The 22,950-nt window shown below is 56.0% G+C and carries 18 protein-coding genes; 9 read left to right on the forward strand and 9 right to left on the reverse strand.

All coding sequences use genetic code 11. From position 1 onward, the window contains the following. Positions 1 to 23 precede the first annotated feature (23 nt). Complete coding sequence (gene leuD, locus Q1A43_RS14015; RefSeq protein ID WP_299936153.1) at positions 24 to 629, reverse strand: 3-isopropylmalate dehydratase small subunit; 606 nt, start codon at positions 627 to 629, stop codon at positions 24 to 26. Beyond that, the gene (leuC, locus tag Q1A43_RS14020; protein WP_299921736.1) at positions 629 to 2,035 is read right to left on the reverse strand and encodes a 3-isopropylmalate dehydratase large subunit; all 1,407 of its coding nucleotides are present in this window, start codon (positions 2,033 to 2,035) and stop codon (positions 629 to 631) included. The genes leuD and leuC overlap by 1 nt, the downstream gene beginning before the upstream one ends. A gap of 466 nt (positions 2,036 to 2,501) precedes the next feature. Between leuC and Q1A43_RS14025 the strand changes: the two genes are divergently transcribed. Together Q1A43_RS14025 and Q1A43_RS14030 are read left to right on the forward strand one after the other, a co-directional pair. Beyond that, positions 2,502 to 2,693 (forward strand): hypothetical protein, encoded by a 192-nt coding sequence (locus tag Q1A43_RS14025; protein WP_299936156.1) that lies wholly within the window; start codon positions 2,502 to 2,504, stop codon positions 2,691 to 2,693. A 35-nt stretch (positions 2,694 to 2,728) separates the two neighbouring features. After that, a complete protein-coding gene (locus tag Q1A43_RS14030; protein ID WP_299936159.1) occupies positions 2,729 to 2,956 on the forward strand; it encodes a hypothetical protein in 228 nt (75 codons plus the stop codon). A gap of 10 nt (positions 2,957 to 2,966) precedes the next feature. Here Q1A43_RS14030 and Q1A43_RS14035 read toward each other — a convergent pair whose 3' ends face one another. Next, positions 2,967 to 3,275 carry an EthD family reductase gene (locus Q1A43_RS14035; RefSeq protein ID WP_299921739.1) on the reverse strand — a complete coding sequence of 103 codons (309 nt, stop codon included), beginning with the start codon at positions 3,273 to 3,275 and terminating at the stop codon, positions 2,967 to 2,969. A 136-nt stretch (positions 3,276 to 3,411) separates the two neighbouring features. Between Q1A43_RS14035 and Q1A43_RS14040 the strand changes: the two genes are divergently transcribed. Further along, entirely contained in the window at positions 3,412 to 4,590 is a 1,179-nt protein-coding gene (locus Q1A43_RS14040) for an acetyl-CoA C-acyltransferase family protein (protein WP_299936162.1), read from the forward strand. A 33-nt stretch (positions 4,591 to 4,623) separates the two neighbouring features. On the opposite strand, the gene Q1A43_RS14045 is transcribed toward Q1A43_RS14040, so the two are convergent. From Q1A43_RS14045 to Q1A43_RS14055, 3 genes are all read right to left on the reverse strand, one after another. Continuing rightward, positions 4,624 to 5,106 carry a DUF1203 domain-containing protein gene (locus Q1A43_RS14045; protein WP_299936165.1) on the reverse strand — a complete coding sequence of 161 codons (483 nt, stop codon included), beginning with the start codon at positions 5,104 to 5,106 and terminating at the stop codon, positions 4,624 to 4,626. A 69-nt stretch (positions 5,107 to 5,175) separates the two neighbouring features. After that, positions 5,176 to 7,191 carry a penicillin-binding protein 1C gene (gene pbpC / locus Q1A43_RS14050; RefSeq protein WP_299936168.1) on the reverse strand — a complete coding sequence of 672 codons (2,016 nt, stop codon included), beginning with the start codon at positions 7,189 to 7,191 and terminating at the stop codon, positions 5,176 to 5,178. After that, entirely contained in the window at positions 7,191 to 12,644 is a 5,454-nt protein-coding gene (locus tag Q1A43_RS14055) for an alpha-2-macroglobulin family protein (protein ID WP_299936169.1), read from the reverse strand. Before Q1A43_RS14055 ends, pbpC begins: the two co-directional genes overlap by 1 nt. 126 nt (positions 12,645 to 12,770) lie before the next feature. On the opposite strand from Q1A43_RS14055, the gene Q1A43_RS14060 reads away from it, so the two are divergent. Further along, a complete protein-coding gene (locus Q1A43_RS14060; protein ID WP_299921744.1) occupies positions 12,771 to 15,302 on the forward strand; it encodes a response regulator in 2,532 nt (843 codons plus the stop codon). A 7-nt stretch (positions 15,303 to 15,309) separates the two neighbouring features. Here Q1A43_RS14060 and yaaA read toward each other — a convergent pair whose 3' ends face one another. Further along, positions 15,310 to 16,083: a peroxide stress protein YaaA gene (yaaA, locus tag Q1A43_RS14065; protein WP_299921745.1), complete on the reverse strand. Its 774-nt coding sequence runs from the start codon at positions 16,081 to 16,083 to the stop codon at positions 15,310 to 15,312. Positions 16,084 to 16,235: 152 nt separating this feature from the next. Between yaaA and Q1A43_RS14070 the strand changes: the two genes are divergently transcribed. Next, positions 16,236 to 16,487: a hypothetical protein gene (locus Q1A43_RS14070; RefSeq protein ID WP_299936172.1), complete on the forward strand. Its 252-nt coding sequence runs from the start codon at positions 16,236 to 16,238 to the stop codon at positions 16,485 to 16,487. 4 nt (positions 16,488 to 16,491) lie between these two features. Here Q1A43_RS14070 and recQ read toward each other — a convergent pair whose 3' ends face one another. Then, positions 16,492 to 18,555 carry a DNA helicase RecQ gene (recQ, locus tag Q1A43_RS14075; protein ID WP_299936174.1) on the reverse strand — a complete coding sequence of 688 codons (2,064 nt, stop codon included), beginning with the start codon at positions 18,553 to 18,555 and terminating at the stop codon, positions 16,492 to 16,494. 157 nt (positions 18,556 to 18,712) lie between these two features. Next, entirely contained in the window at positions 18,713 to 19,006 is a 294-nt protein-coding gene (locus Q1A43_RS14080; protein WP_299936177.1) for a YggT family protein, read from the reverse strand. Between the two features lie 130 nt (positions 19,007 to 19,136). On the opposite strand from Q1A43_RS14080, the gene Q1A43_RS14085 reads away from it, so the two are divergent. The 4 genes from Q1A43_RS14085 to Q1A43_RS14100 all read left to right on the forward strand — a co-directional run bounded on the left by Q1A43_RS14085 (position 19,137) and on the right by Q1A43_RS14100 (position 22,922). Beyond that, the gene (locus Q1A43_RS14085; RefSeq protein ID WP_299936179.1) at positions 19,137 to 19,682 is read left to right on the forward strand and encodes an acyl-CoA thioesterase; all 546 of its coding nucleotides are present in this window, start codon (positions 19,137 to 19,139) and stop codon (positions 19,680 to 19,682) included. Between the two features lie 67 nt (positions 19,683 to 19,749). Continuing rightward, positions 19,750 to 21,078, forward strand: a complete 1,329-nt coding sequence (locus Q1A43_RS14090) for an MFS transporter (RefSeq protein ID WP_299936181.1) — start codon at positions 19,750 to 19,752, stop codon at positions 21,076 to 21,078. Between the two features lie 5 nt (positions 21,079 to 21,083). Further along, complete coding sequence (gene mepA, locus Q1A43_RS14095) at positions 21,084 to 22,022, forward strand: penicillin-insensitive murein endopeptidase (RefSeq protein WP_299921751.1); 939 nt, start codon at positions 21,084 to 21,086, stop codon at positions 22,020 to 22,022. Then, positions 22,023 to 22,922: an esterase-like activity of phytase family protein gene (locus Q1A43_RS14100; RefSeq protein ID WP_299936183.1), complete on the forward strand. Its 900-nt coding sequence runs from the start codon at positions 22,023 to 22,025 to the stop codon at positions 22,920 to 22,922. Positions 22,923 to 22,950 lie beyond the last annotated feature (28 nt).

Raw genomic sequence — 22,950 nt, forward strand, 5'->3', positions numbered from 1 at the left:
CTGAGATTACCAAATCGGTCGAGTTAAACCCAAGGGCGCGCCTGTGCTGCTTTCTCTTCGAAGCTGTCGATCGAGGCGACCTTTTCGAGCGACAAACCAATGTCATCAAGACCGTTCAGTAGGCAATGCTTCTTGAACGCATCCACTTCAAACGGGATCGCTTCGCCATCAGAGGTGGTCACAGTTTGCGCTGCGAGATCCACGGTCATACGGGCGTTTTGGCCTTTTTCCGCGTCTTTCATCAACACATCGACTTGCTCCTGCGGCAAGACTATCGGCAGGATGCCATTTTTGAAACAGTTGTTGAAAAAGATGTCGGCAAACGACGTGGAGATAACGCATTTGATGCCAAAATCTTTGATGGCCCATGGTGCGTGTTCACGCGACGATCCACAGCCAAAGTTATCGCCAGCAACCAAAATCTCGGCTTCGCGATATTGCGGCTTGTTCAGAACGAAATCCGCGATCTCAGTGCCGTCACGGTTGTAGCGCATCTCATCAAACAGATTAACGCCAAAGCCGGTCCGCTGGATCGACTTTAGGAAAATCTTGGGGATGATCATATCGGTGTCGATATTAACAAGCGGCATAGGGGCCGCAACACCGGTGATGGTTTCAAACTTTTCCATTAGATCATCTCCCGAACGTCGGTGAGTTTACCGGTGAGCGCCGCGGCCGCGGCCATGCCCGGAGAAACAAGATGGGTCCGGCCTTTGTAGCCCTGACGCCCTTCAAAGTTACGGTTCGAGGTCGAGGCACAGCGCTCGTTCTCAGCCAACTGATCTGGGTTCATCGCAAGGCACATTGAACAGCCTGCAAGGCGCCATTCGAAACCGGCTTCGCGGAAGATATCGGCAAGGCCTTCTTCTTCAGCCTGTGCGCGGACAAGGCCCGACCCCGGAACGATCATCGCCCGCATACCTTCTTTGATCTTCTTGCCTTTGACTACTTCGGCCACGGCCCGGAAATCTTCGATACGACCGTTGGTGCACGACCCGATAAACACCGTGTCGATTTCAATGTCGGTCAGTTTCTGACCAGGTGTCAGGCCCATATATTCGATCGAACGGCGCGCCGCTTCGACTTTGCCGCCTTCAAAGTCTTCGGGGTTGGGGACAACACCTGTGATTGGCAGCACGTCCTCGGGCGAAGTGCCCCAGGTAACAACCGGCTGAATGTCTTCACCTTTCAGGGTGACGACCTTGTCGAAATGCGCACCTTCGTCGGTGAAGAGTGTTTTCCACCAGTCCAAGGCGGCCTCAAACTGGGCACCTTTGGGGGCGTGAGGACGGCCTTTGACGTACTCAAAAGTCTTCTCATCAGGTGCAATCAAACCGGCGCGGGCACCGCCTTCGATAGCCATGTTGCAGACAGTCATGCGACCTTCCATCGTCAGATCGCGGATTGCCTCGCCGCAATACTCGATGACGTAGCCAGTGCCGCCGCCGGTTCCGGTTTCACCGATCACGGCGAGCGTGATGTCCTTGGCCGTGACGCCGGGCTTCAACTTGCCGGTGATCTCAACCTTCATGTTCTTGGACTTTTGCTGGATCAGCGTCTGGGTGGCCAGAACGTGCTCAACCTCAGACGTGCCAATCCCATGGGCCAGCGCACCAAAGGCACCGTGGGTCGCGGTGTGGCTATCACCACAAACAACGGTCATGCCCGGAAGGGTCCACCCTTGCTCTGGACCAACAATGTGGACGATCCCCTGGCGTACATCGGACACAGGGTAGTAGTGCACACCAAATTCTTTGGCGTTTTTGTCGAGCGCATCAACCTGAATGCGTGACTCTTCGGTCATTTGGGTCGGGTCTTCACGTCCAGCCGTTGTCGGAACGTTGTGATCCGGCACTGCGATGGTTTTTTCCGGCGCGCGCACTTTGCGGCCCGCCATGCGCAGACCTTCAAAGGCCTGCGGCGACGTCACTTCGTGAACGAGGTGACGGTCGATATAAAGAAGGCTGGTGCCGTCGGCATCTTCGTGCACGACATGGGCATCCCAGATCTTGTCATAGAGCGTTTTGGGGGACATTCGGTCCACTCCCGTATTGTTTGCTATAAGGTATGGCTGTTTCGGGAGGCGTTTTCACGCCGTACAATTATAGTCGGGCCAGAACCGTGAAGGTGGCACCGTAAAAGCGTTCACGAAGGCGCGCGCGGTCGCCGAAGTCGAAAAGCGGAAACATGGGATGCGTGTACCGGCAGCAGGCCTTGAAATCAAGTGAGTCGAGAGGACCATGTATATGACCTAAAGATCACGCCATTCAGGCCTCGCCATCAACTGCCCACAACTCAAGGCAATATCAAACCAAGCTAGTGTGCGTCTTTGGAACCACGAAAGAACGCCTTTCTCCGAACAATCCATTTCTGGATAAAGAACATTCAAAATGCATCATTTTGTTGCTTTTCCTTGTCCCGAAACGCAAGAATAGACCGAATTCAGAAATTTGCCCTTTTGTCGCATTGTAGGAAAGAGGCCGAGCGCCTTGATAAGGGCTTTGCAACAACCCGACTTGGGTGACGAAGGTAAGATGATGCGTAGCGGTCTCAACATGTTGAACTTGGGCTTAATGGCAGTGCTTTTGGTGGCTGCTATGTCTGTGCACGCGCGTGGCATGACTCCGACACATGATGTTCAGACGGATGTTGTGCTGCCAACTATCTTTAACCAATACCACATCTGGGATTAACCCTTTTGTAATCTGCGTCATGGCATATTTTGACCATGACGCAGACCGAAAACAACTCTTCACGCGATACTTGGCATGATGTGGCACGCCGCCCCTATGACGTGTCGCCGGGGCCACATGTTCCACAACGCGGCGCACGCGCTACTGGAAAACCATCGGTGTGGCGCGGCTTGTTGCAGCTTATAATACCATCTGTTGAAACCAAATCTCACTCGGTGAAAACCGCATCTAACCGCGACAAATACCATAGCGCCCGATACTAGCGAAAACTCGTTAACCTGCGACCTCCCCTATTAGGATGTTAGGCTGAACATTGGTAAATTTCGGGATGTCTTCCATCACCGGACCTGCCGCTTGCATCGCCGCATCCATCTTTTCCTGATCGGCAAAGACGATTGACGCAATCGCGTAATATCCCGCCGCAGTATCTGGCCCCCCTGCAATCCCTTTCGTGACAAGGGTGCTGCCAATATGCGGGCCCATATGCTCGCCAACTAATTCCATATGCTTTGAAAAATAATACTCGTAATCGAATGTTGTGCCGTCACCGATGGGGTACAGCACCTGAAGAGAAACGCTCATCTCAGTATCCTTTTTGAATAGAGCGCCAGCCTACTTCAAATTTCCATTTGCCCCAAAGGATTTGTGACGGGACGTTGTGGCTGACATGCCGCGACGCAGCACGCATAATTGGTTCAAACCTGTGAGGAGGACAGACATGAGCGACGATATCGTCATTCTAAGCGGTGTGCGCACCGCAATCGGGACATTTGGCGGCAGCTTGGCAAACACGACGCCGATTGATCTCGGAGCAACGGTTGCCAAAGAGGCGATTGAACGCGCGGGAGTCGACGCCGCTCAGATCGGACAAACCGTTTTTGGACATATCATCAACACCGAACCCCGCGACATGTATCTGTCGCGCGTTGCGGCAATGCAGGCTGGCGTGCCAGACGTTGTTCCTGCGATGAATGTAAACCGTCTTTGCGGATCGGGCGTTCAGGCGATCATTTCTGGCGCTCAATCTTTGATGCTGGGTGACGCGGATTTCGCCTTGGTTGGTGGCGCGGAAAACATGTCGCGCAGCCCCTACATTGTACCTAGCCAACGCTGGGGTGCCAAAATGGGCGATATCAAAACACTCGACATGATGCTTGGTGCTTTGAATTGTCCCTTTGGCACTGGTCACATGGGTGTGACGGCGGAAAACGTTGCGGCCGAACATGACATCACCCGAGATCAGCAAGACGCCTTTGCACTGGAAAGCCAGAACCGCGCTGCGGCGGCCATAGAGGCCGGGTATTTCAAAGACCAGATCGTTCCGATTGAGGTCAAACGCAAGCGTGAGATGGTTGCCTTTGACACCGATGAACACCCCAAGGCTACGACGCTTGATGTTCTGGCCGGGCTTCGCACCGTTTTCCAAAAAGATGGCACTGTCACCGCTGGGAACGCCTCCGGCATCAACGATGGGGCTGCGGCACTGGTGTTGGCGCGGGCAAGTGCGGCGGATGCCGCCGGCCTGAAACCCCGAGCCCGTATTATCGGCTATGCACACGCCGGTGTGCGCCCAGAAGTCATGGGCATTGGCCCGATCCCAGCTGTGGAAAACCTGTTCAAGCGCACTGGGCTAACTGCGTCCGATTTCGATGTGATCGAAAGCAACGAAGCCTTTGCCAGCCAAGCGCTTGCAGTGAACAAGGGCCTTGGGCTTGATCCGTCAAAGGTTAACCCAAATGGTGGGGCCATCGCGTTGGGTCACCCTGTCGGGGCGACCGGTGCCATCATCACTGTCAAGGCGTTGTATGAACTGGAGCGGATTGGTGGTTCCAAAGCTTTGGTCACTATGTGCATCGGCGGCGGTCAGGGCATCGCCTTGGCGATTGAACGCACGTAACATCGGCGGGACGGTGGGTGGGGCGAGGCTCGGTTACGAGCCAGCGACACCCCCGTCCCTATAGGCCCGTGCCAACCAACAATTGTTGCGGGCCGAACGTACATCGACAAACGCCACATCTGCCCTGTTTAGACGCGCGAAAATCGCAATCTCCACCTCTGCTTGCGCAACAACCTCGCCCGTTCCATACAAAATCCGCTCATCTGACGTATAGGCTTTGATCAAATACTGCGGCGACAAGGTCAAAACCTCAGGCACCCCATTACCCGAATAACCCTCACATGCCTCGGCGCACAAAAATATCGGACCTGTCTCGGCGTAGGGTTGCAATGCGCCAAACGGGCGGTGGGCCAAGATCAACATGCCTTGCCCTTCGCAAACCGGTTTCAAGCAGTGGCGGCATGGATTGCAGCTCCCTACTGCAATCACGTGTTCCGGTTTCAACCCATAGGCATCTGCCCCGCCCCGTTGATAGTGGCGCGCTTGATCTGTTGTTAACCCATTGTAGATTGTCATCTCATGTCTCCCTTTGGACCTAGGGAGTAAGTCATTGTCGCTTTTCAGAGCGACCCGAAGCTTGCTGTTTCAACGCAGCTCGATCGAGACCCGACCTGAACTTCCAAGCGCATCAATGACCGAAAGCGTCGAAAATCCGCGCCCCTGAACCGGGGCAAAGAACTCCGCGCGGCGCAAATCCGATGCCATCACGGCTCCGTCGACCAACAAGGAATAAGGGGGAACACCGCCGCGTATTTTGACGGGTATGCCACCAGCTTCCAGTGCCAAGCGCGCACCATCGGGTGGAAATGTTACCTGCAAAGCAGGGGCCTTTTCACGCGGGCCAAAGCTCTGCAACGCCGTGGGCAATTGCGCCCGAGAGATCAGCAGCGTTTCAGGCGGCGGCGGCGGCAAAGGCACCGGAGAAATTCGTGCACGCTCCAAAGTCTGGAACAAAACTGGCGCGGCGTCTGATCCGCCAAAGGCCCCCGGAACCGGAGTACCATCAGGCCGACCGATCCAGACGCCGGCCACAAACTGCCCATCCCAGCCCAGCGCCCAAGCATCCCGATGGCCGTAAGATGTTCCGGTTTTATAGGCGACACGTCCAGCGGGCCCCGCGGTAGGCGGCGGGCTTAACCCCGCCAAAATATTGCCAACCTGCCAAGCTGCCGCATCGGATAAAACCCGCTGTGTCGGGTGTTTCGGGTTGGCACGAGTCCATCGCAAGGGCACCGCAACCCCACCGCGCGCCACCGCCGCATAAAGCTGCACCATGTCTTGCAAGGTCACGCCCACACCGCCAAGGCTAAGCGCCAGCCCCGGTGCGCCTCCCTGAAGCTGCGCATCAACACTTGCACGCTTTAACCCGGCCATAACATGTGCGGGTCCCAAGGCGTCGGTCAGACGGATAACCGGGATATTCAGCGACAGTTGCAACGCCTTGCGCACCGATATTTCACCGCGAAAAAGGCCGTCAAAGTTTTGCGGGGCATAGCGTCCGAATTGCACCGGTGTGTCCAATATCAAGGTTTCTGGATGCGCCAACCCGCGATCAAATGCCAACCCGTACACTAATGGTTTCAATGTCGAACCGGGAGAACGGATCGCTTGGGTCATGTCGACGAACCCCTGACCTTGCGTATCCGCATAATGAGGCGATCCGACCGAGGCCAAAATCTCACCCGTTTGGTGATTAGCCAGAACAATTGCCATCGACAGACGCGGATCACGCCCGGACATGTGCTGGGCCACCAATGTTTCAAGGCCGTGCTGCACCTCTGCATCGAGGGTTAAGTCATGCCGCCCGGGCCCAAGCGCGACGGCACGATCCGCCAAATGCGGGGCAATCTGCGGAACCGGTTGGCGCCCTTTGGGGGCTGGATCACGTTGGCCTGCCAAGGCGGCCTCCATATCGATCACCCCAGCGCCCTGCATCCTCATCAAAACCCGGTCCCGTGCAAATTTCGCCGCCTCGGGGTGACGATCCGGCCGGCGGCTTTCGGGGGCTTGCGGCAGTGAAACAAGAAGAGCGGCCTCGGCCGGGGTAAGGCGCGTTGGCTCCTTGCCCAACCACGCCAAAGACGCGGCGCGCAGCCCTTCGATATTCCCACCATAAGGCGCAATTCGCAGGTAAAGCGCCAAAATCTCCTGTTTGCTTAACCGCCGCTCAAGCGCCAGTGCCAAGCGCATCTGTCGGAGCTTCCCGGCCCATTTTCCGGTCGATCCATCCTCAAGCAGACGCGCAACCTGCATTGTCAAGGTCGACGCCCCCGACACAATACGGCCATGACGCACTGCTTGACCAAAGGCCCGAGCCGTGGCCACCAAGTCGACCCCGCTATGCCGGTAAAACCGTTTGTCCTCATAGGCGACCAGCATCTTGTAAAACAGCGGATCAACCTGATCCGGCGAAAGCTCCATCCGCCACAACCCGCCATCAACCATATAGGCCCGCAGCAATACGCCATTGCGGTCACGGACTTCGGGCGAAGTTGCATGCACCAACACCGGCAATTCAGTCGCGTCGACATAGGCATCTAGTTGGTCGCGCGCCAAGGCGACGCTCCAAAACAAGACAACCAGTGATACCAGCCAGCGCATCAGGGTAATATCACTACCCGAGCAGACGCAGTGTTGGCACGGTAATCCGGGCGATACATATCCTCGACCAAGGCCGCGGGATGATGGAATTCACCCGGTGAGACGGCCCTGAGAATATAGGCCAATTGGATCGTATTGTCGCCAGACTGGGTAACAGCCGCCAAGAACCGATCCGACCGGAACTCGGAATGCTCGGTTTGGGATGGCTTTAGCCAGTCCAGGCCACGCAAATCTCCGGCTCGCAAAAGATTGGGATTGTCGATTTCAAACCCGGCGGGCAGCGGATCATTGATCATCAACCGGGCATTGGTTTTGTCGGCGGGGCGCACCGTCAGAACCGCGACCAAGCGGTCACCGGCATGGATATCGCCGTCAATCCTATCACCCTCCATCGAGTAATACTCACGCGTGATGCCATAGCCGTAGCCCGTCGCATCAACCGAACCCTCCGGGACACCAAGCGTTGTTAACGTAATGTCGGTTGGACGATCAGAAGTGTTGGTGATCTCCATCGGGTCCAAATGCGCCCCATCAATCCGGCGCACAAAGGGACCAGACAGGGGGGCACCATCGACGTTTAGACCGGAAACCGTTGGGTCCTGAACCATCGCATGCGCAGCAAGCAGCGTCCAACTCTGCTCTTGTGTTGAAAGCGGACGGTTCACATCGGCAATCCGCCCGGTCAATGCATTGCGATCAACGGCATCGCTGCGGGCTTCGACTGCAAGCGACAATACCCCAGCCGCATCGCGCACCGCGCTGCCATAGTCGGCGCGATAAATCCGCGCTTTGCCCCAGACCTGCTCCGGGATTAGCCCCGCCGCACTGGCAAACATCAGGTCAGCACGCTTTTGATCCCCATAAGACGCCAAGGCAGCGCCAAGTTGGGCACGGGCCAACGGCGTGGCAAAAGCGGTTGCACGTTCATCCGCGTAATAGCGTAGGTCTCCCATTGCGGCCTCGCCCTCGCGGGCGAGAACCATCAAGGCATAGGCGATATCTTCTCCGCCTTTGTCGAAATCAGGAGCATAAGCAATACGATTGCGCAGGTTATCCAAGGCGTTGCGCCATGCCAGCGCAGGCACATCATAGCCAGCGGCACGTGCACGACCAAGGAAGTCGGTTACATAGGCATCCAGCCAAAAATCACCGGAATACGCGCCCCAAAGCCCAAAGGCTCCATTGGGTGCCTGCCGTGTCAGAACCCGAGTGATCGATTGTTTGATCCGTAGCGAAATGCGATCCGTGTCGCCTAGGCCAAGCGGTTCGGCAATGGAACTCATATAGAGCAAGGGCAGCGCTTGTGATGTCACCTGCTCCGTACAGCCATAAGGGTAGCGATCCAACGAGGCCAGCAAACCGGGCGCATCAAAACGCGCCAAAGGCCCGGCCGAAACCAGCGCCGAGGCGCTTTCCAAGCGCAAGCCAGCAAACACATCGCGGTTCAACGTAAAGGTTTGACCGGATGCCAATGACAAACGCCGGGTCGCACCGATAGCCGGATCATTTGAGCGTACGCCCAAGGTCAGAGATTTGGTCAACGTCGCGCCATCAGGGGTCGTCAAAGCGATATCGATCTTGTGATCCCCAACCAAATCCGCCCGAATGGGCAGGTCAAAGGCCAGCTTGCCGCCTTCCTCTAGCACGACATTTGCAGGGATGATCGCCGTGTCCAGCGCAACACCCGTCGCCGAAAAGGCAAGCGGCATCTCACCCGTAGCGCCTTTGATATGCGTAAGTTCAAGATGCAGACGCGATGTGTCGCCGGGGGCAAGGAAGCGCGGCAGAGACGCGCTCATCACCACCGGATCACGCACCAAAACATCGGCTTCGGCCTGCCCAACGCCTTTGTCGGACCACGCCACCGCCATCAAACGTACAGTGCCGTTGAAATCCGGCATGTCAAAACTGATCTCGGCTTTGCCTTGGGCGTCAACGCGTACTGGACCGGTGAAAAAGGCGACGAGGTCTTCGGTTGGTGGCGGGCTTTGCATCCGCATCCCGGCGGCATAATCCCCCCCCGATCGCACCGCCCCCATCGCGCCGTTCATCCCGTCAATCAGACGTCCGTAAATGTCGCGAATTTCAACACCCAAGCGACGTTGGCCGAAATAGTGGCCCGCCGGATCGGGCGATTGAAATCCCGTCAGGTTGAGAATGCCGAGATCAACCGCCGCGACAGTGACATGCGCTGTATCGCCGTCATTCAACCCATCGATTTGAACTATCGCCGACAAAGGCCCGCGCGGGGTAACTTCTTCTGCCACGTCAAAGGAGACATCCAACTTGCGCGCCCCCGGATCAACCGAGGCATGGGCAAGGCCCAACGCGCGCGCCGGATTTTGACCGGCGACAACATCCATCGGGCGAATGACCTGAGCGGTGACATAAACGCCCGCGCCCCAATCGTCGGTGACCGCTAGGTCCAATGTTGTCTCGCCTTCGGACACATCAACCGCCTGCATGGAAATCACCCGATCTGACAAAACAGTGACCAAAGCCTTGCCAGCATAGCGGGGAGCCATGCGAAGACGCGCTGTTTCACCGGACCTATACGCAGGTTTGTCGAGCGATAGCTCTAGCATGTCGGGCGTATCGGTCGTGTCCGCCGCCCCATACCAACCGGCATAGAAATCCATCGAGGCCGCGACATAGCTGCCGTCTGTACGTTCGACCACAACCTCATATTGGCCCCATTCGACATCGGCGCTTAGCTGCATCGGCTCTTGCCCCAAAAGGCCCGTGCCGCGTGCAACCGTTTTGCGCGTGGTGATCGGCTCCCAATGCCAATTTCCGTATTGTTGATACCATTGGTAGCGGGTGCGCACCCGGTTGACCTGCCAGCTGACTTCCATCACCTGCGGGGTCAAATCCGGGCCAAGCGCAACAACGTCAAACATGGCCTTGGCCCCTTCGGGCAACTCATCGTCAAAGGCCGGGCGGATGCCGATCATAGGTGTAGTCGGCAGCACGGCGCGCGAAATCTCGCGCTCAACCGGGCGCCCCGAGGCTTCGGAGAGTCGCAGAGTTGCCCGTGCCGTCATTGGCCGCCCTTTTGCATCAACATCGGGCAATGGCAGGTCCAAAGACGCCTTGCCCGCCGCATCGGTAACCAAATTGGCGGCAAAACTGTTGGTGCGCACAATACGCCCGTCGTCGTGACGACCAAACCGATAACGCGGGTAATCCTTGAGGGTCGTCTGGCTTGATAGCTGCAACTCACCTTCGATTGGTAAATCTGCCCCAACGGCCCCGAACAAATACCGTGCGTCGACCGCAAGTTTCGGCGGATCAAGCGGATTGATCGCCCCATCCGGCAGAGTCAGATCGAAATCGATCCGCTCGGGTACAAAATCCTCAACCAAGACACTGGTTTTGGCTACGGCGCTGGCGTCCGGGTCCGAATAAACCGCAATTTGCCATGTGCCGCGTGGAACAGATGGGGCAAGCGGCAGCGTATAGACATGCCCCCCACCGGTCCCACCATCGGAAATGTGGCGCGAATACTCGACACCATCAGGCCGTGTCAAAACCGCCGTCAGCGGCAGGTTTTCAATCGCCGCCGCCTTGTCATCACGCAGCAATGTGGTGACATAAATCACCTCACCGGCGCGATAAGCCCCGCGATCCGTGGTCATAAACGCATCGATGGGGCCGGAAGGGTCCCGCCCTTCGACACCTCGATCTGACAGGTCAAACGCCGGGTCGGTCAGGGATAAAAACGCCAAATCCTCATCACCGCGCTTGGCAGTCACCAAAGCGGCTTTGGTGCCGCCCTTGCCGCGCAACAGACCCGGAGCAAAATGCGCCATACCGTTCGCATCCGACAAAACCGTCGCCAAAACGCGGTTGGCTGAAGACATGAGCGCCACCTCGACCCCTTCAAGCGGGCTTGCGTCGCCTAGACCTCGGGCAAATACAGTCAGGCCATCGTTGCCTTGCAGAGTGGTCAGGCCAATATCCGAAAGCAAAAACCATTGCGTCGCACGGCCGTCGGCGAACTCATCCTTGCCGGGAACCGCAGCGGTCAGGGCATAGACCCCCGCAGGCAAATCGCCAACCACATCACCCATCGGAAGGCGGGTGGTGATATCGGTGTTCAGCTGGTTTTCAACCTCACCTTTGCCGCGCCAAATTTCTTCGGCAATGTCACGACTGAAATGCTGTTCTTCCCATTTCGACAGGGGTTTACCGAAATAGCTGTCTTGAATAGCGCGTAGCAAATTGCGATCCGACACGCGTCGCAAGACAAGATCAACTTCGGCAATATTGACGGTTTCAATCGGTAGGCCAGCATCAGCAGAACGCGGCAATACATAGGCCCGCCCCGGAAAGCCAACCTTTGGGGTGCGATCCCGGACATAGGCGGTTATATCGGTGTTGCGGATGAGGCTTTCGCCATTGTCTGCTGGCAAACCAGATCGGAAGGTCAGCGTATAGCGCCCACCGTGTTGCAGCCCGGAAACGCAAATACGTTGATCATCCGCCGTCACCGCCATCCGCGGATCAGGAAGACGGACATAGGGGCTATAATCAACCCCCGCCCGAACCAGTTTTTCCGAGAACTCAACGCAAATACGCGGGTCGGCACTATCGGCTTCGACGGTGTGTTCCTGAATTCGGAACCCATATTTGCCAATCGCTTTGTCCAACAATGCGGTCACATCATACCGCGCGCCATAGAATTCGGCCAAACGTAGCGCCGGGATCATGTCGCGCCCGCGTCCCATCGTCTCTAACACCACAGCCATATCATGAAGCGCATCCATCAACTCTGTGGCGTTTTCGCCGCGCAAATAGGCGTTGATCGCTGCAAAATAGGCGCGCTGATTGTATTTACGCTGATCCGATCCTTTGATCTCAGTGGCGTATCGCGCCGAAAGTTGGCCGTAGTGCAGCCAATCTTGCGCCGTATCGGTTTGCGCCACCGCCGCCGCCGCCCAATGAACAGCATCTCGCAACTTGCCGGAATTTGCGCTGTTTTCCGCCGCATCCAAAAGGGCGCGCGGGCTCCATTGGCCGCCGGAATGACGCGAACCCAATGCCGCCGCTTCGGATTTGGCACGTTCTAGATCAATGTCGTTCAAGAACCCCAAATCCAAGCGGCGCTCAGCCGCGCGGGCCAAAATATCGGGCGTCGTGTTACGAACCAAAGCCGACACAGCCCCTTCGTAGGCTTGACGGTCTGTCACCTCGGTTTTGGGAAAACAGGAATTTGACCGGGAGTTAAACGTAAAAGCCTGGCAATCAGGGTTGTCCAAACACAGCTTTTGGCAGGCATCCAACGTCGTATCAAAAAGCGATTGTAGGTCAGATCCAAAGAAATCCACATCGCGGGTTACAATCAGCCGCCGCTCGGGCATGGCCCCATCGTCACCACTTTGGGCAAATGCAGAATGAGCCATCGGAGAACCGAGAACAGCCACAATCAAGGCCAGCATAAAACGTCGCATGAAAAATGCTCCTTTTCGGTCAATACCTTCATGCTGCCACGCCCCTTGGATTCGGACAAGGCTGGCATTTTAAACTGATCTTCACCCCCTGCGCGCAACAGTGCCCTGCACGCAGGAGGATATGGAATGAGTTTGGCCTCACGTCTGGCCGAGGAACGACGCGCGCGGTTGGCAGCAGAACGCCTGCTAGACCTCAAACAAGCTGAGCTGTTTGAGGCGAACCGCCGTTTAGGGAAGCACGCCAGACAGCTGAGCAATGAGATCAAAGAAACCCGGACTGAGGTGGCTCAAGTCCGGCAACGCCACCAGCGTGTCGTGCATGAATTGGGCGAAGCCACACAGCGTATTGAGGTTGTAACCGACCAGTTATGGAAGGCTCTGAAGTCCATTCAGGATGGCTTTGCGCTCTTTGATCCCAATGGTCGTATTGAGTTGGCCAATCAAGCTTACCTGTCGGTCTTTGACGAGATCGAGGACATTGGCATCGGGGCCAGTTATCTTCAGGTCCTAGAAGTATTGTCCCAAGAGGGGATTGTCGACCTTCAAGGCGAATCGGCCGTTGGATGGCGGGATCGCATGTTGGCCCGTTGGGAAGAACACCCCATTCCGCCGCAAACAATTCGCCTATGGAATGGCCGTTTCATTAAAATCCAAGATAAAAGATTGCCAGACGGCGGTGTTGTTAGTTTGGCTATCGACATCACCGAATTGGCCCGCATGTGGTCAGCCGTCGAAGAACTTCCGGATGGGTTTGTCATGTACGACGCCGAAGACCGGCTACTTATGTGCAATGAGCCTTACAAACAGATTTACAGCGCCTCTGCTCCGGCGATGGAGCCAGGCACCCCGTTCGAAGACATTCTCCGCTATGGGTTGGTCCGAGGCCAATACACCGAAGCCTTGGGTCGTGAGGAAGAATGGATAGAAGAACGCCTCAAAACCCACCGCGCTGCACGGTCTCAAATTGAGCAACGTCTCGAAGACGGGCGTTGGATTCGTGTCTATGAAAGCGAAACCAGTGATGGTGGCCGCGTCGGATTGCGCATTGATGTCACCCAAATCAAAGAAGATCAGCAGCGCTTAAAAGAGGCGATGAACCGGGCTGAGGCTGCGAACCGCGCCAAGTCGGCTTTCCTTGCCAACATGAGTCATGAAATTCGAACACCGATGAATGGTGTTGTCGGAATGGCTGATCTGATGATGGATACTGAGCTTTGTGAGGAACAAAAGCTTTACGTTGATACGATCCGCAGCTCCGGAGAAGCGCTGCTGGTTATCATCAACGATATTCTTGACTACTCAAAGATCGAAGCCGAAAAACTTGTTCTACATCCCGAACCCTTTGATTTGGAACGCGCAATTCATGAGGTTGTGATGCTGTTGCAGCCAACAGCCCGTGACAAGGATATCGCCCTTTTGGTCGATTATGACATGTTCCTATCGACGCGGTTTATTGGTGATGTCGGCCGATTCCGTCAGATCTTGACCAATTTGCTTGGTAATGCGGTGAAATTCACGGTCGAGGGCCATGTGCTTGTCCGCGTGGTTGGCGTTGGCGATGAAGAAGGCGAAACCGCCATTCACCTCACGATTGAAGACACTGGAATCGGCATTCCACCTGACAAAGTCGACCACGTCTTTGGAGAGTTCAATCAGGTCGAAGATGAACGCAATCGCAAGTTCGAAGGCACCGGCCTTGGCCTCGCAATTACACGTCGGTTGGTTGAGTTGATGGGCGGTGAGGTTTGGGCCGAATCCGAGCTTGGCAAAGGCAGCTGTTTCGGCTTGCGAGTGGTGCTCCCGGCGGAAGAACCCGTTGTGTTTGAGACGGCGAAATTACCGGACTACTTAAAACGCGTGTTGGTCGTTGATGATCATAGCGCCAACCGAACAATTATGGCCAAGCAGCTCGAGGTTCTGGGACTCAAGACCGAATATTGCAAAACTGGCTCTGAAGTGATCGACAAAATGGTCGATCCACCCGATTTGATGATCTTGGAGCAAGAGCTGCCCGACATGGATGCAGAAGAACTTGTCGCTCATCTAAAAAGGGCCGGGCATCGAATTCCCGCCGTTGTCCTTACTGACAACCCTGGTCAGGTCAAAGCAGATGAGGCCAAGGGGATCCATGCGGTTTTGCAAAAACCTGTGCCGCGTCGAATGCTCTTTGGGACCTTGGAAAAGGTTGGGCCGGCCCAACGTGCCGAAAAAGTACCTGAATCTGATAAGCCCAAACAAAAACCAGCTGAGGCAAGTGAACCCGAAATTATCCTTGATGTCATTGTTGCCGAAGACAACAAAACCAATCAGCTTGTTTTCAAGAAGATGGCTGCAGCGTTCAATGTCGAATTGCGCTTTGCCAATAACGGCCTTGAGGCGGTCGAGGAATTCCAAAAACAGCGGCCCGATTTGATTTTCATGGACATCTCAATGCCCCAGATGGACGGCAAACAAGCCACTCGTGAAATCCGCCGCCTCGAAGCTGAAGATGACCCGGTACCAATTGTTGCCGTCACCGCCCATGCCATGAGCGGCGACAAGGAAAGTATTCTAGAAGCCGGGCTTGACGATTATCTGACCAAACCGCTGCGCAAGGCGCATTTGGCCGAAAAAATCGCCTATTACACCAAGATTATTCTAGCCCAGCGCGATAATTGACACGCGGCTAACCTGCATCCGCAGGCCGGACAAAAACCGGTTTGTCTGGTTCTGACATTTCCGGGCGATGCTCATAACCGCCGACATCAAATCCGGTAATCGCATCGGCATCGACCAAGCGGTTTTGAACAATAAACCGCGCCATAGCCCCGCGTGCACGTTTGGCGAAAAAACTGACGATCTTTGGCGTGCCGTTTTTGTCTTCCATGAACTGCGGAGTGACTACGCGCAATTTCAACGTCTTAAGCGGAACTGCGCCAAAGTATTCCTGGCTCGCGCAATTGACCAAAACATCCGTTCCGATCTTGTCTGCCTGCGCGCGCAGTTCTTTGGAGATCTGATCCCGCCAATAATCGTAAAGGGTCTTACCCCGTCGCGTTTTCAGCCGAGAGCCCATTTCCAATCGATAGGCCTGCATTGCGTCCAACGGGCGTAACACCCCATAAAGACCCGACAAAATGCGCAAATGATCTTGTGCCCAAGCCATTTCCGCATTGTCCAATGACGCAGCTTCAAGACCTAAGTATGTATCCCCGGCAAAAGCCAAGGCCGCAGGCCGGATATCTTCAACACCTGGTGCTTCAGAAAAGGCACGGAACCGGTCGCGGTTTAATCGCGCCAAATCGTCACTCAAATCCATCAACCCTTTGAGGTCCCCCAAAGTTTGATTGCGCATTGTTTTGGCCAATCGATTGGCATCTGCGGTCATAACCGGTTCGGTCATGTCGACCTGACGCTCTGTCCAATCCAGCCGTTTGGCCGGTGAAATCACCACCAACATGCGCGCACTCCCTTGCTTTGTTCTTGATTTAGTCCACCACTAACCAAAGGTCCAGCGCCGCGAAAAAGTGCGGGCATTTTTGCCAGAGTTCTCCGAATCGCGATGTTGCGTTACCCTGGGGGCACTTTTTGAAGCCTTTTTGGAGAAAACCCATGTCGATTTTACGACTGGCCGCGCTGGCCCCTTTTGCAATTGTTGCAGCAACTTCATCCGCGTCTGCTTGGCAGGACACATCCCATCCCTACCCTTGGGATCGTGATTGCGACAAGGACAACTGCTTTGAACCCTATACCGCCTATCAGCATGGGCATTATTCGTATTTGAAATGCAAAGACCCGTATAAATACCTGACCTATGTCAGCGGGAAACTGGCCTGTGTGCCGCGGTTGGGCGCGTCGAACTAAGCGCCTAATCGGCAGTATTCAAAACGTCGAGAAAGGCGGGGCCAAAGCGTTCTGCCTTTTGCTCACCCATACCCGGCATCGCCTCAATCGCAGAGAGGCTGTTTGGACGCATCTTCGCGATTTTGGCCAATGTGGCGTTGGTACAGGACAGGTATTTTCCGGTCCCGTCTTCGCCCCGCGCCAATTGCACCTGCGCTTCCATCAATGCGTCGTAAACCGAACCCGCGTTGCTTCCGGCCAATTTGCGGCGAGTTGGGTGAAGCGTTTCCACGGCACCGGTCACAACTTCCAGAAAAGCCGCGCCATAGCGTTCAAGCTTTTTCGCGCCGACGCCGCTAATCCGCGCCATCTGATCCAGTGTCGAAGGCCGGTTTTCAGCTATTTCGATCAAAGTACGGTCGGGGAAAATAACATAGGCGGGCGCGCGGGCGGCTTCGGCCAATGCGCGGCGCTTAGCTTTGAGCGCCGACAAAAGCGGCGCATCCTCATCGCTGACCAGAGTTTTGACAGCAGGGCGACGTTCCGAGGCTTTTCGGATCATATCCTTGCGCAGCTGAATGTTTTCTTCACCCCGCAAAATCGGGCGCGCCGCTTCTGTCATGACCAAAGCACCATGGCGTTCTGCATCGGGGCGCATAAGATCATGACCCATCATTTGGCGAAACACTGCCTGCCATTGGCCTTTGGTCAAATCTTTGCCCACACCAAAGGTCGGCAAAGTTTCATGGCCGCGCGACAGAACTTTATCGGTTAAATTTCCAAGCAAAATATCGATCAGATGACCGGCTCCAAAGCTTTCTCCGGTCCGCAGGGCCGCCGACAACGCCTTGCGAACGGCTTCGGTTCCATCAAACACCTCTGGCGGGGTATCGCATAGATCGCAATTGCCACAGGGGTCCGCCTCTTCTCCGAAATAGCCCAGCAAAACCCGACGCCGACATCCCTGCGCCTCGGCCAAACCTAGCAAGGCGTTTAACCGCCCGTGATCCGCGTCGCGCCGTTCAGGTGGGGCCAAACCTTCGTCGATCTGGCTGCGGCGCAGGCGAATGTCATCAGGCCCAAACAAGGTCAATGTTTCCGCCGGTGCGCCGTCTCGCCCGGCGCGGCCAATTTCTTGATAGTAGGCCTCGATGCTTTTGGGCAGATCGGAATGCGCCACCCAGCGGATATCCGGTTTGTCGACCCCCATGCCAAAGGCCACGGTCGCAACAACGATCAACCCGTCTTCGCGTGCAAAACGTGTTTCAACGGTACGCCGGTCCTCGGCCTCCATCCCGCCATGGTAAAAACACGTGCTGTGCCCCTGTTCCGCCAAGGCGCGGGAAAGCGTTTCGGTCCGTGCCCGCGTGCCACAATACACAATGCCGGATTGCCCTTTGCGGGCGGCAGCAAAGTTCAAAATCTGTTTGCGTGGGCTGTCTTTGGGCTGAAACGCCAGATGGATATTGGGCCGATCAAACCCACGCAAGAAACTTTGCGGCGCGTTTCCGTCGAATAGCCGGGTCACAATTTCTTGTTGGGTTTCGCTATCGGCGGTGGCGGTAAAGGCCGCCAGTGGCACGTCTAGCGCCCGGCGCAATTCTCCAATGCGCAGGTAATCAGGTCGAAAATCATGGCCCCATTGGCTCACGCAATGGGCCTCGTCTACGGCGATCAATGAAATGCCCGCTTGGGCCAACATCCGTTGCGTGCCCGAGTTGGCCAATCGCTCAGGTGCGAGATAGAGCAATTTCAACTCGCCGCTGTGCAGCATGTCCCAAACCGCGTCGGTCTCTTCTTGGGTATTGCCCGAGGTTAGCGCCCCGGCGGCCACTCCGGCCTCTCTCAAACCGCGGACCTGATCGCGCATCAGGGCAATCAATGGGGAAATCACCACGGTTACACCGTGGCGCATCAAGGCAGGCAGTTGGAAACAGAGGGATTTTCCGCCACCGGTTGGCATGATCGCCAACACGTTTTCACCCCGCGCCACGGCCTCTACAATCTCGCCCTGACCGGGGCGAAAGGCGTCAAAGCCAAAGACATCTTTCAACAGTGCCTCGCTGGGCACGGTGTCGTCACGTGGCATGGGTGATCCTGCGGGATTATACTATATCTGCTCTTATCCCGACATTCTCATACTAAGATTCGGTGAATCAAGCCCCAATGGCACAAACACCACGGGATTACCCCGTGGCGTCATCAATTCGATGCGAATAGGCGGCGATCCGCCCCAACGCTCCGGTTTAGTATCCGAAAAACAGCCCAGCGTTGTTCGCCAAAACAATCCGAATGATCATCAAGCCAATAAGCGCCACCAGTGGGGCAAGGTCCAAACCACCCATTGGCGGCAGAATTTGGCGCAATTTGGAGTATAGAGGTTCAAGGATACGGTTTAGTCCGTCCCAAATCTGGGAAACCAGTGGTTGACGCAGATTTAGCACCTGGAAATTTATCAGCCAGCTCATGATCACATGCGCGATGATAAAGAACCAAGCGATGTCCAGTAAAAGCATCAGAATTTGATATAGCGACTGCATCAGGGGGCCTCGTTGAATGGATCGACCAACACCTAAGCACCCGAACACAAAAGCGCAAGTTTGCCGCGAGGTTGTGGTTGACGTTCGATGAAAGCTGCGCCACCTGAACCGAATAGTTCAGGAGCGCGCAATGTATCCCTTTATTCGAATGACCAAAGGCCTTCTTCTTAGTCGCAAGGCCCCCAAGATGGACCTTCTCGATACGCATGTGTCTCACCACATGTGCTGGCCTTGGGATATTGATCTGTGGATGGAGCTGAACAATGGCCGGACGCTGACCCTTTACGATTTGGGCCGCCTGCCCGCCGGGGATCGCGCCGGCATGTATGGGCCGATGAAAGACAACAAATGGGGCATGACCGTTGCCGGATCGGTGATCCGCTATCGTCGCCGCGTTCGCATGTTTGAGAAATTCGAAATGCGCACCCGGATGTTGGGATGGGACAAGCGGTTTTTCTACATGGATCAAAGCAGTTGGAAGACCGACGGGGAATGTTCAAGCCACGTGGTGTTGCGCATGGCGCTCACCGGAAAAACCGGCATTGTGGACCCGCAAAACATGATGGATCTGCTCAAACCGGGCGCGACGTCGCCCGATCTTCCGGAATGGGTGCAAAAGTGGAAAGAGGCCGAGGGTATGCGCCCGTGGCCGCCGGTAAAAACCGACGCGACCTAGGTAATCCTTGCTACTGCCCCCCGAACAGGATTCTATGCCCGCAAACGGGCGGGGGCATCTAGACCACATGGAAGACACATCACTACGCAAGCGTATATGGGGCTGGTTCTTTTTCGATTGGGCCTCTCAACCCTATAACACCTTACTGCTGACCTTCATTTTTGGCCCCTATGTCAAAGATTTGATGGGCGATGGAACCGCCGCCCAAGCCGCGTGGGGATATGGCATCGCCGCTGCGGGTATCGTCATTGCCCTTCTCGCGCCGATCCTTGGAGCGATTGCGGATACCGGCGGCAACCGGCTGCGGTTTATCTGGGGCTTTTCTGTTCTGTATGTGCTTGGCTCTTCGATGCTTTGGTTCGCCGATCCGAATGATTTCAACCTGTATGGCACCCTGTTCTTCTTTGCCATCGGCCTGATCGGCATGGAATTTGCCACGATTTTCACCAACTCGATGCTTCCCGATCTTGGCCCAAAAGAAGAAATCGGTCGCATTTCCGGCAATGGCTGGGCGTTTGGCTATGTAGGTGGGTTGATTGCCTTGGTGACCATGCTCGTGTTCTTTGCCGAAAGCAAAACCACCGGAAAAACCCTGATCGGTCTTGACCCTCTCTTTGGTCTCGATCCCAAAAATCGCGAAGGCACCCGTGCCGTTGGCCCATTAACAGCCATCTGGTACATCATTTTCATGGTGCCGTTTTTCCTGTGGGTGCGCGATCCGCGCCAGCACGCCGCGCCCAAGGGCGCCGTCGGCAAGGCCCTGCGTCAGCTTTGGAAAACCGTCACTTCCCTGCCCAACCACCCGTCACGCTTTGCCTACCTTGGCTCATCGATGTTTTATCGCGATGCTCTCAATGGCATGTACACCTTTGGCGGTATCTATGCTGCGGGGGTCTTGGGCTGGTCTGTTGTTGACGTCGGTGTCTTTGGCATCTTGGCGATCCTGGCCGGGGCGATTTTTGCCAAAATCGGTGGCCATTTGGATGACCGTTTCGGCCCGAAACCTGTCATAACAACCTGTGTTTGGATTCTCATGGGGGTTGGTATTGGCATCGTGATGATCCGCCCCGATAGCCTGTTTGGCGTCGCGCTCCCAGAAGGATCAAACCTCCCCAATATCGCGTTTTATATCTTTGGCGCTTGTATTGGGGCCGCCGGCGGTGTGATCCAATCGGCGTCCCGCACCATGATGGTTCGCCAAGCAGACCCTGAGCGCATGACCGAAGCCTTTGGTCTCTATGCTTTGTCGGGCAAGGCAACCTCGTTCCTTGCGCCTCTGTCGATTGCCATCGTCACCTCCCTGACTGGCTCCCAATCTCTCGGCATCACTCCGCTTATCGGGCTTTTCGTAATCGGGTTGGTTCTGCTACGCTGGGTTAACGCGGACGGAGATTGATTGGTATGTTTCGAGCATTGATTTTGGTGACCTTAATAGCGAGCCTCTCGGCCTGTGGGGGCGAGCGCGGCAAAAGCCGGAAAAACTCTGCACGGACAACCCCGGTCGAACGCAGCATTGACCCAATCCTATCAACCAAACAGGCCAAACAGCTGTTTGGGGCCAAAGCAACCGCCAGCGATCAATCCTCGGCCCCCTTCGGGAGCTATGCCAAAGGCTGTTTGGCAGGCGGAGAACAATTGGCGGAAACCGGCCCGACGTGGCAGGCCATGCGCCTATCGCGAAACCGCAATTGGGGCCATCCCGTTTTACTTGACTATGCCAAAGACCTGAGCCGAAAAGCCGCCAAGCAACCGGGGTGGGATGGTCTCTATTTCGGTGACTTTAGCCAGCCGCGCGGCGGACCCATGCTCACCGGTCACCGCAGCCACCAGATCGGGCTAGACGCCGATATTTGGCTCCGTCCTGCGGATAACTTGAACCTATCCGTGAAAGATCGTGAAAACATCTCGTCGATCTCTATGCGCCGCTCGTCCGGGGCCTATACGAACAACAATTGGACCCGCTCGCATCACGAAATCCTCAAGGCCGCCGCAAGCGACCCACGTGTGGCGCGCATTTTCATTTTCCCCGGTGCAAAAGTCAAAATGTGCAATGACGAAAAGGGCGATCGCGCTTGGCTCCGCAAAGTTCGACCATGGTGGGGGCATCACTACCATTTCCATGTGCGTTTGAACTGCCCAAAAGGGATGAAAGGTTGTGTGGACCAAAACCCGATCCCCAAGGGTGATGGCTGTGCCGAGGCGCAGGGCTGGGTTGACCGCATTCTGAATCCGCCCCCACCTAAACCGCGCGATCCAAACGCCCCAAAACCAAAACCGCGCCGCGAATTGACGATGGGTGACTTGCCCAACGCCTGTGTCGGTGTTTTGGCGGCAAAATAGATGAAACCCACATCATTGAGCAGCATCGCCGCATTTGCCGTGGCGATACTTACCCTGTGGGCCCTCGCCGCCCCGGCGGCATCGCCGCGCAAGGTTCAGTTTGTCGGAAGCTACACGTGGCCGAGCTCTGCCCACAATCTGGGTGGCTTCTCCGGCCTAGAACTCTCGGACAATGGCCGCGATTTCACTGTGATCAGCGACCGCGCCGGCCTGTTCACCGGATCTTTCAAACGAAACGGCTTGCGCATCACTGGCGTTTCAACTGGCGGGCCCATTCGTCTAAGGGACCCAAAAGGCCGTGCGCTCAAAGGCTGGCGTGCGGATTCCGAAGGCTTGGCCATTGGCCCGGACGGACGGGTATTTGTATCCTTTGAAGGCGACCATCGTGTCTGGTCTTACACCAATCACAAACGGGCCGCCCGTGTCCCAAGCGACAAAGCCTTTGAAGCTTTTCAAGGCAACTCCGGGCTGGAAGCACTGGCGATCGACGCGAAAGGACAGCTTTTCGCGATTCCCGAGCGATCCGGCAAACTCACCCGCCCCTTCCCGGTTTGGCGCTACAGCGGCAAACGATGGACCACCCCTTTTTCACTTCGTCGCGACGGTGGGTTCCTACCGGTTGGGGCCGATTTTGGACCCGATGGAAAGCTCTACCTTTTAGAACGCGAATTTACCGGCTTTGGGTTTCGGTCCCGTGTGCGCCGCTTTTCCCTGTCCAATACCCAAGTCAAATCCGAAGAAACACTCTTAGAAACAAATGTTTGGCGTCACGACAATCTCGAAGGCTTGTCGGTTTGGCGCGACGCGTCTGGCCATATTCGCTTGACCATGGTTTCGGATGATAACTTCCGCAAACTGCAACGCACCGAATTCGTCGAATACCGGGTGCTCAAAAACTAAACACTTGCGCCAATGCGCCGCAGTCGTT

Source organism: uncultured Pelagimonas sp. (assembly GCF_947498515.1).
Lineage (GTDB): Bacteria > Pseudomonadota > Alphaproteobacteria > Rhodobacterales > Rhodobacteraceae > Pelagimonas.

Coding starts and splice junctions, on each gene's coding strand:
- leuD (WP_299936153.1), bottom strand. CDS start 629: ATGGAAAAGTTTGAAACCATCACCGGTGTTGCGGCCCCTATGCCGCTT.
- leuC (WP_299921736.1), bottom strand. CDS start 2,035: ATGTCCCCCAAAACGCTCTATGACAAGATCTGGGATGCCCATGTCGTG.
- Q1A43_RS14030 (WP_299936159.1), top strand. CDS start 2,729: ATGACGCAGACCGAAAACAACTCTTCACGCGATACTTGGCATGATGTG.
- Q1A43_RS14035 (WP_299921739.1), bottom strand. CDS start 3,275: ATGAGCGTTTCTCTTCAGGTGCTGTACCCCATCGGTGACGGCACAACA.
- Q1A43_RS14040 (WP_299936162.1), top strand. CDS start 3,412: ATGAGCGACGATATCGTCATTCTAAGCGGTGTGCGCACCGCAATCGGG.
- Q1A43_RS14045 (WP_299936165.1), bottom strand. CDS start 5,106: ATGACAATCTACAATGGGTTAACAACAGATCAAGCGCGCCACTATCAA.
- pbpC (WP_299936168.1), bottom strand. CDS start 7,191: ATGCGCTGGCTGGTATCACTGGTTGTCTTGTTTTGGAGCGTCGCCTTG.
- Q1A43_RS14055 (WP_299936169.1), bottom strand. CDS start 12,644: ATGCGACGTTTTATGCTGGCCTTGATTGTGGCTGTTCTCGGTTCTCCG.
- Q1A43_RS14060 (WP_299921744.1), top strand. CDS start 12,771: ATGAGTTTGGCCTCACGTCTGGCCGAGGAACGACGCGCGCGGTTGGCA.
- yaaA (WP_299921745.1), bottom strand. CDS start 16,083: ATGTTGGTGGTGATTTCACCGGCCAAACGGCTGGATTGGACAGAGCGT.
- Q1A43_RS14070 (WP_299936172.1), top strand. CDS start 16,236: ATGTCGATTTTACGACTGGCCGCGCTGGCCCCTTTTGCAATTGTTGCA.
- recQ (WP_299936174.1), bottom strand. CDS start 18,555: ATGCCACGTGACGACACCGTGCCCAGCGAGGCACTGTTGAAAGATGTC.
- Q1A43_RS14080 (WP_299936177.1), bottom strand. CDS start 19,006: ATGCAGTCGCTATATCAAATTCTGATGCTTTTACTGGACATCGCTTGG.
- Q1A43_RS14085 (WP_299936179.1), top strand. CDS start 19,137: ATGTATCCCTTTATTCGAATGACCAAAGGCCTTCTTCTTAGTCGCAAG.
- Q1A43_RS14090 (WP_299936181.1), top strand. CDS start 19,750: ATGGAAGACACATCACTACGCAAGCGTATATGGGGCTGGTTCTTTTTC.
- mepA (WP_299921751.1), top strand. CDS start 21,084: ATGTTTCGAGCATTGATTTTGGTGACCTTAATAGCGAGCCTCTCGGCC.
- Q1A43_RS14100 (WP_299936183.1), top strand. CDS start 22,023: ATGAAACCCACATCATTGAGCAGCATCGCCGCATTTGCCGTGGCGATA.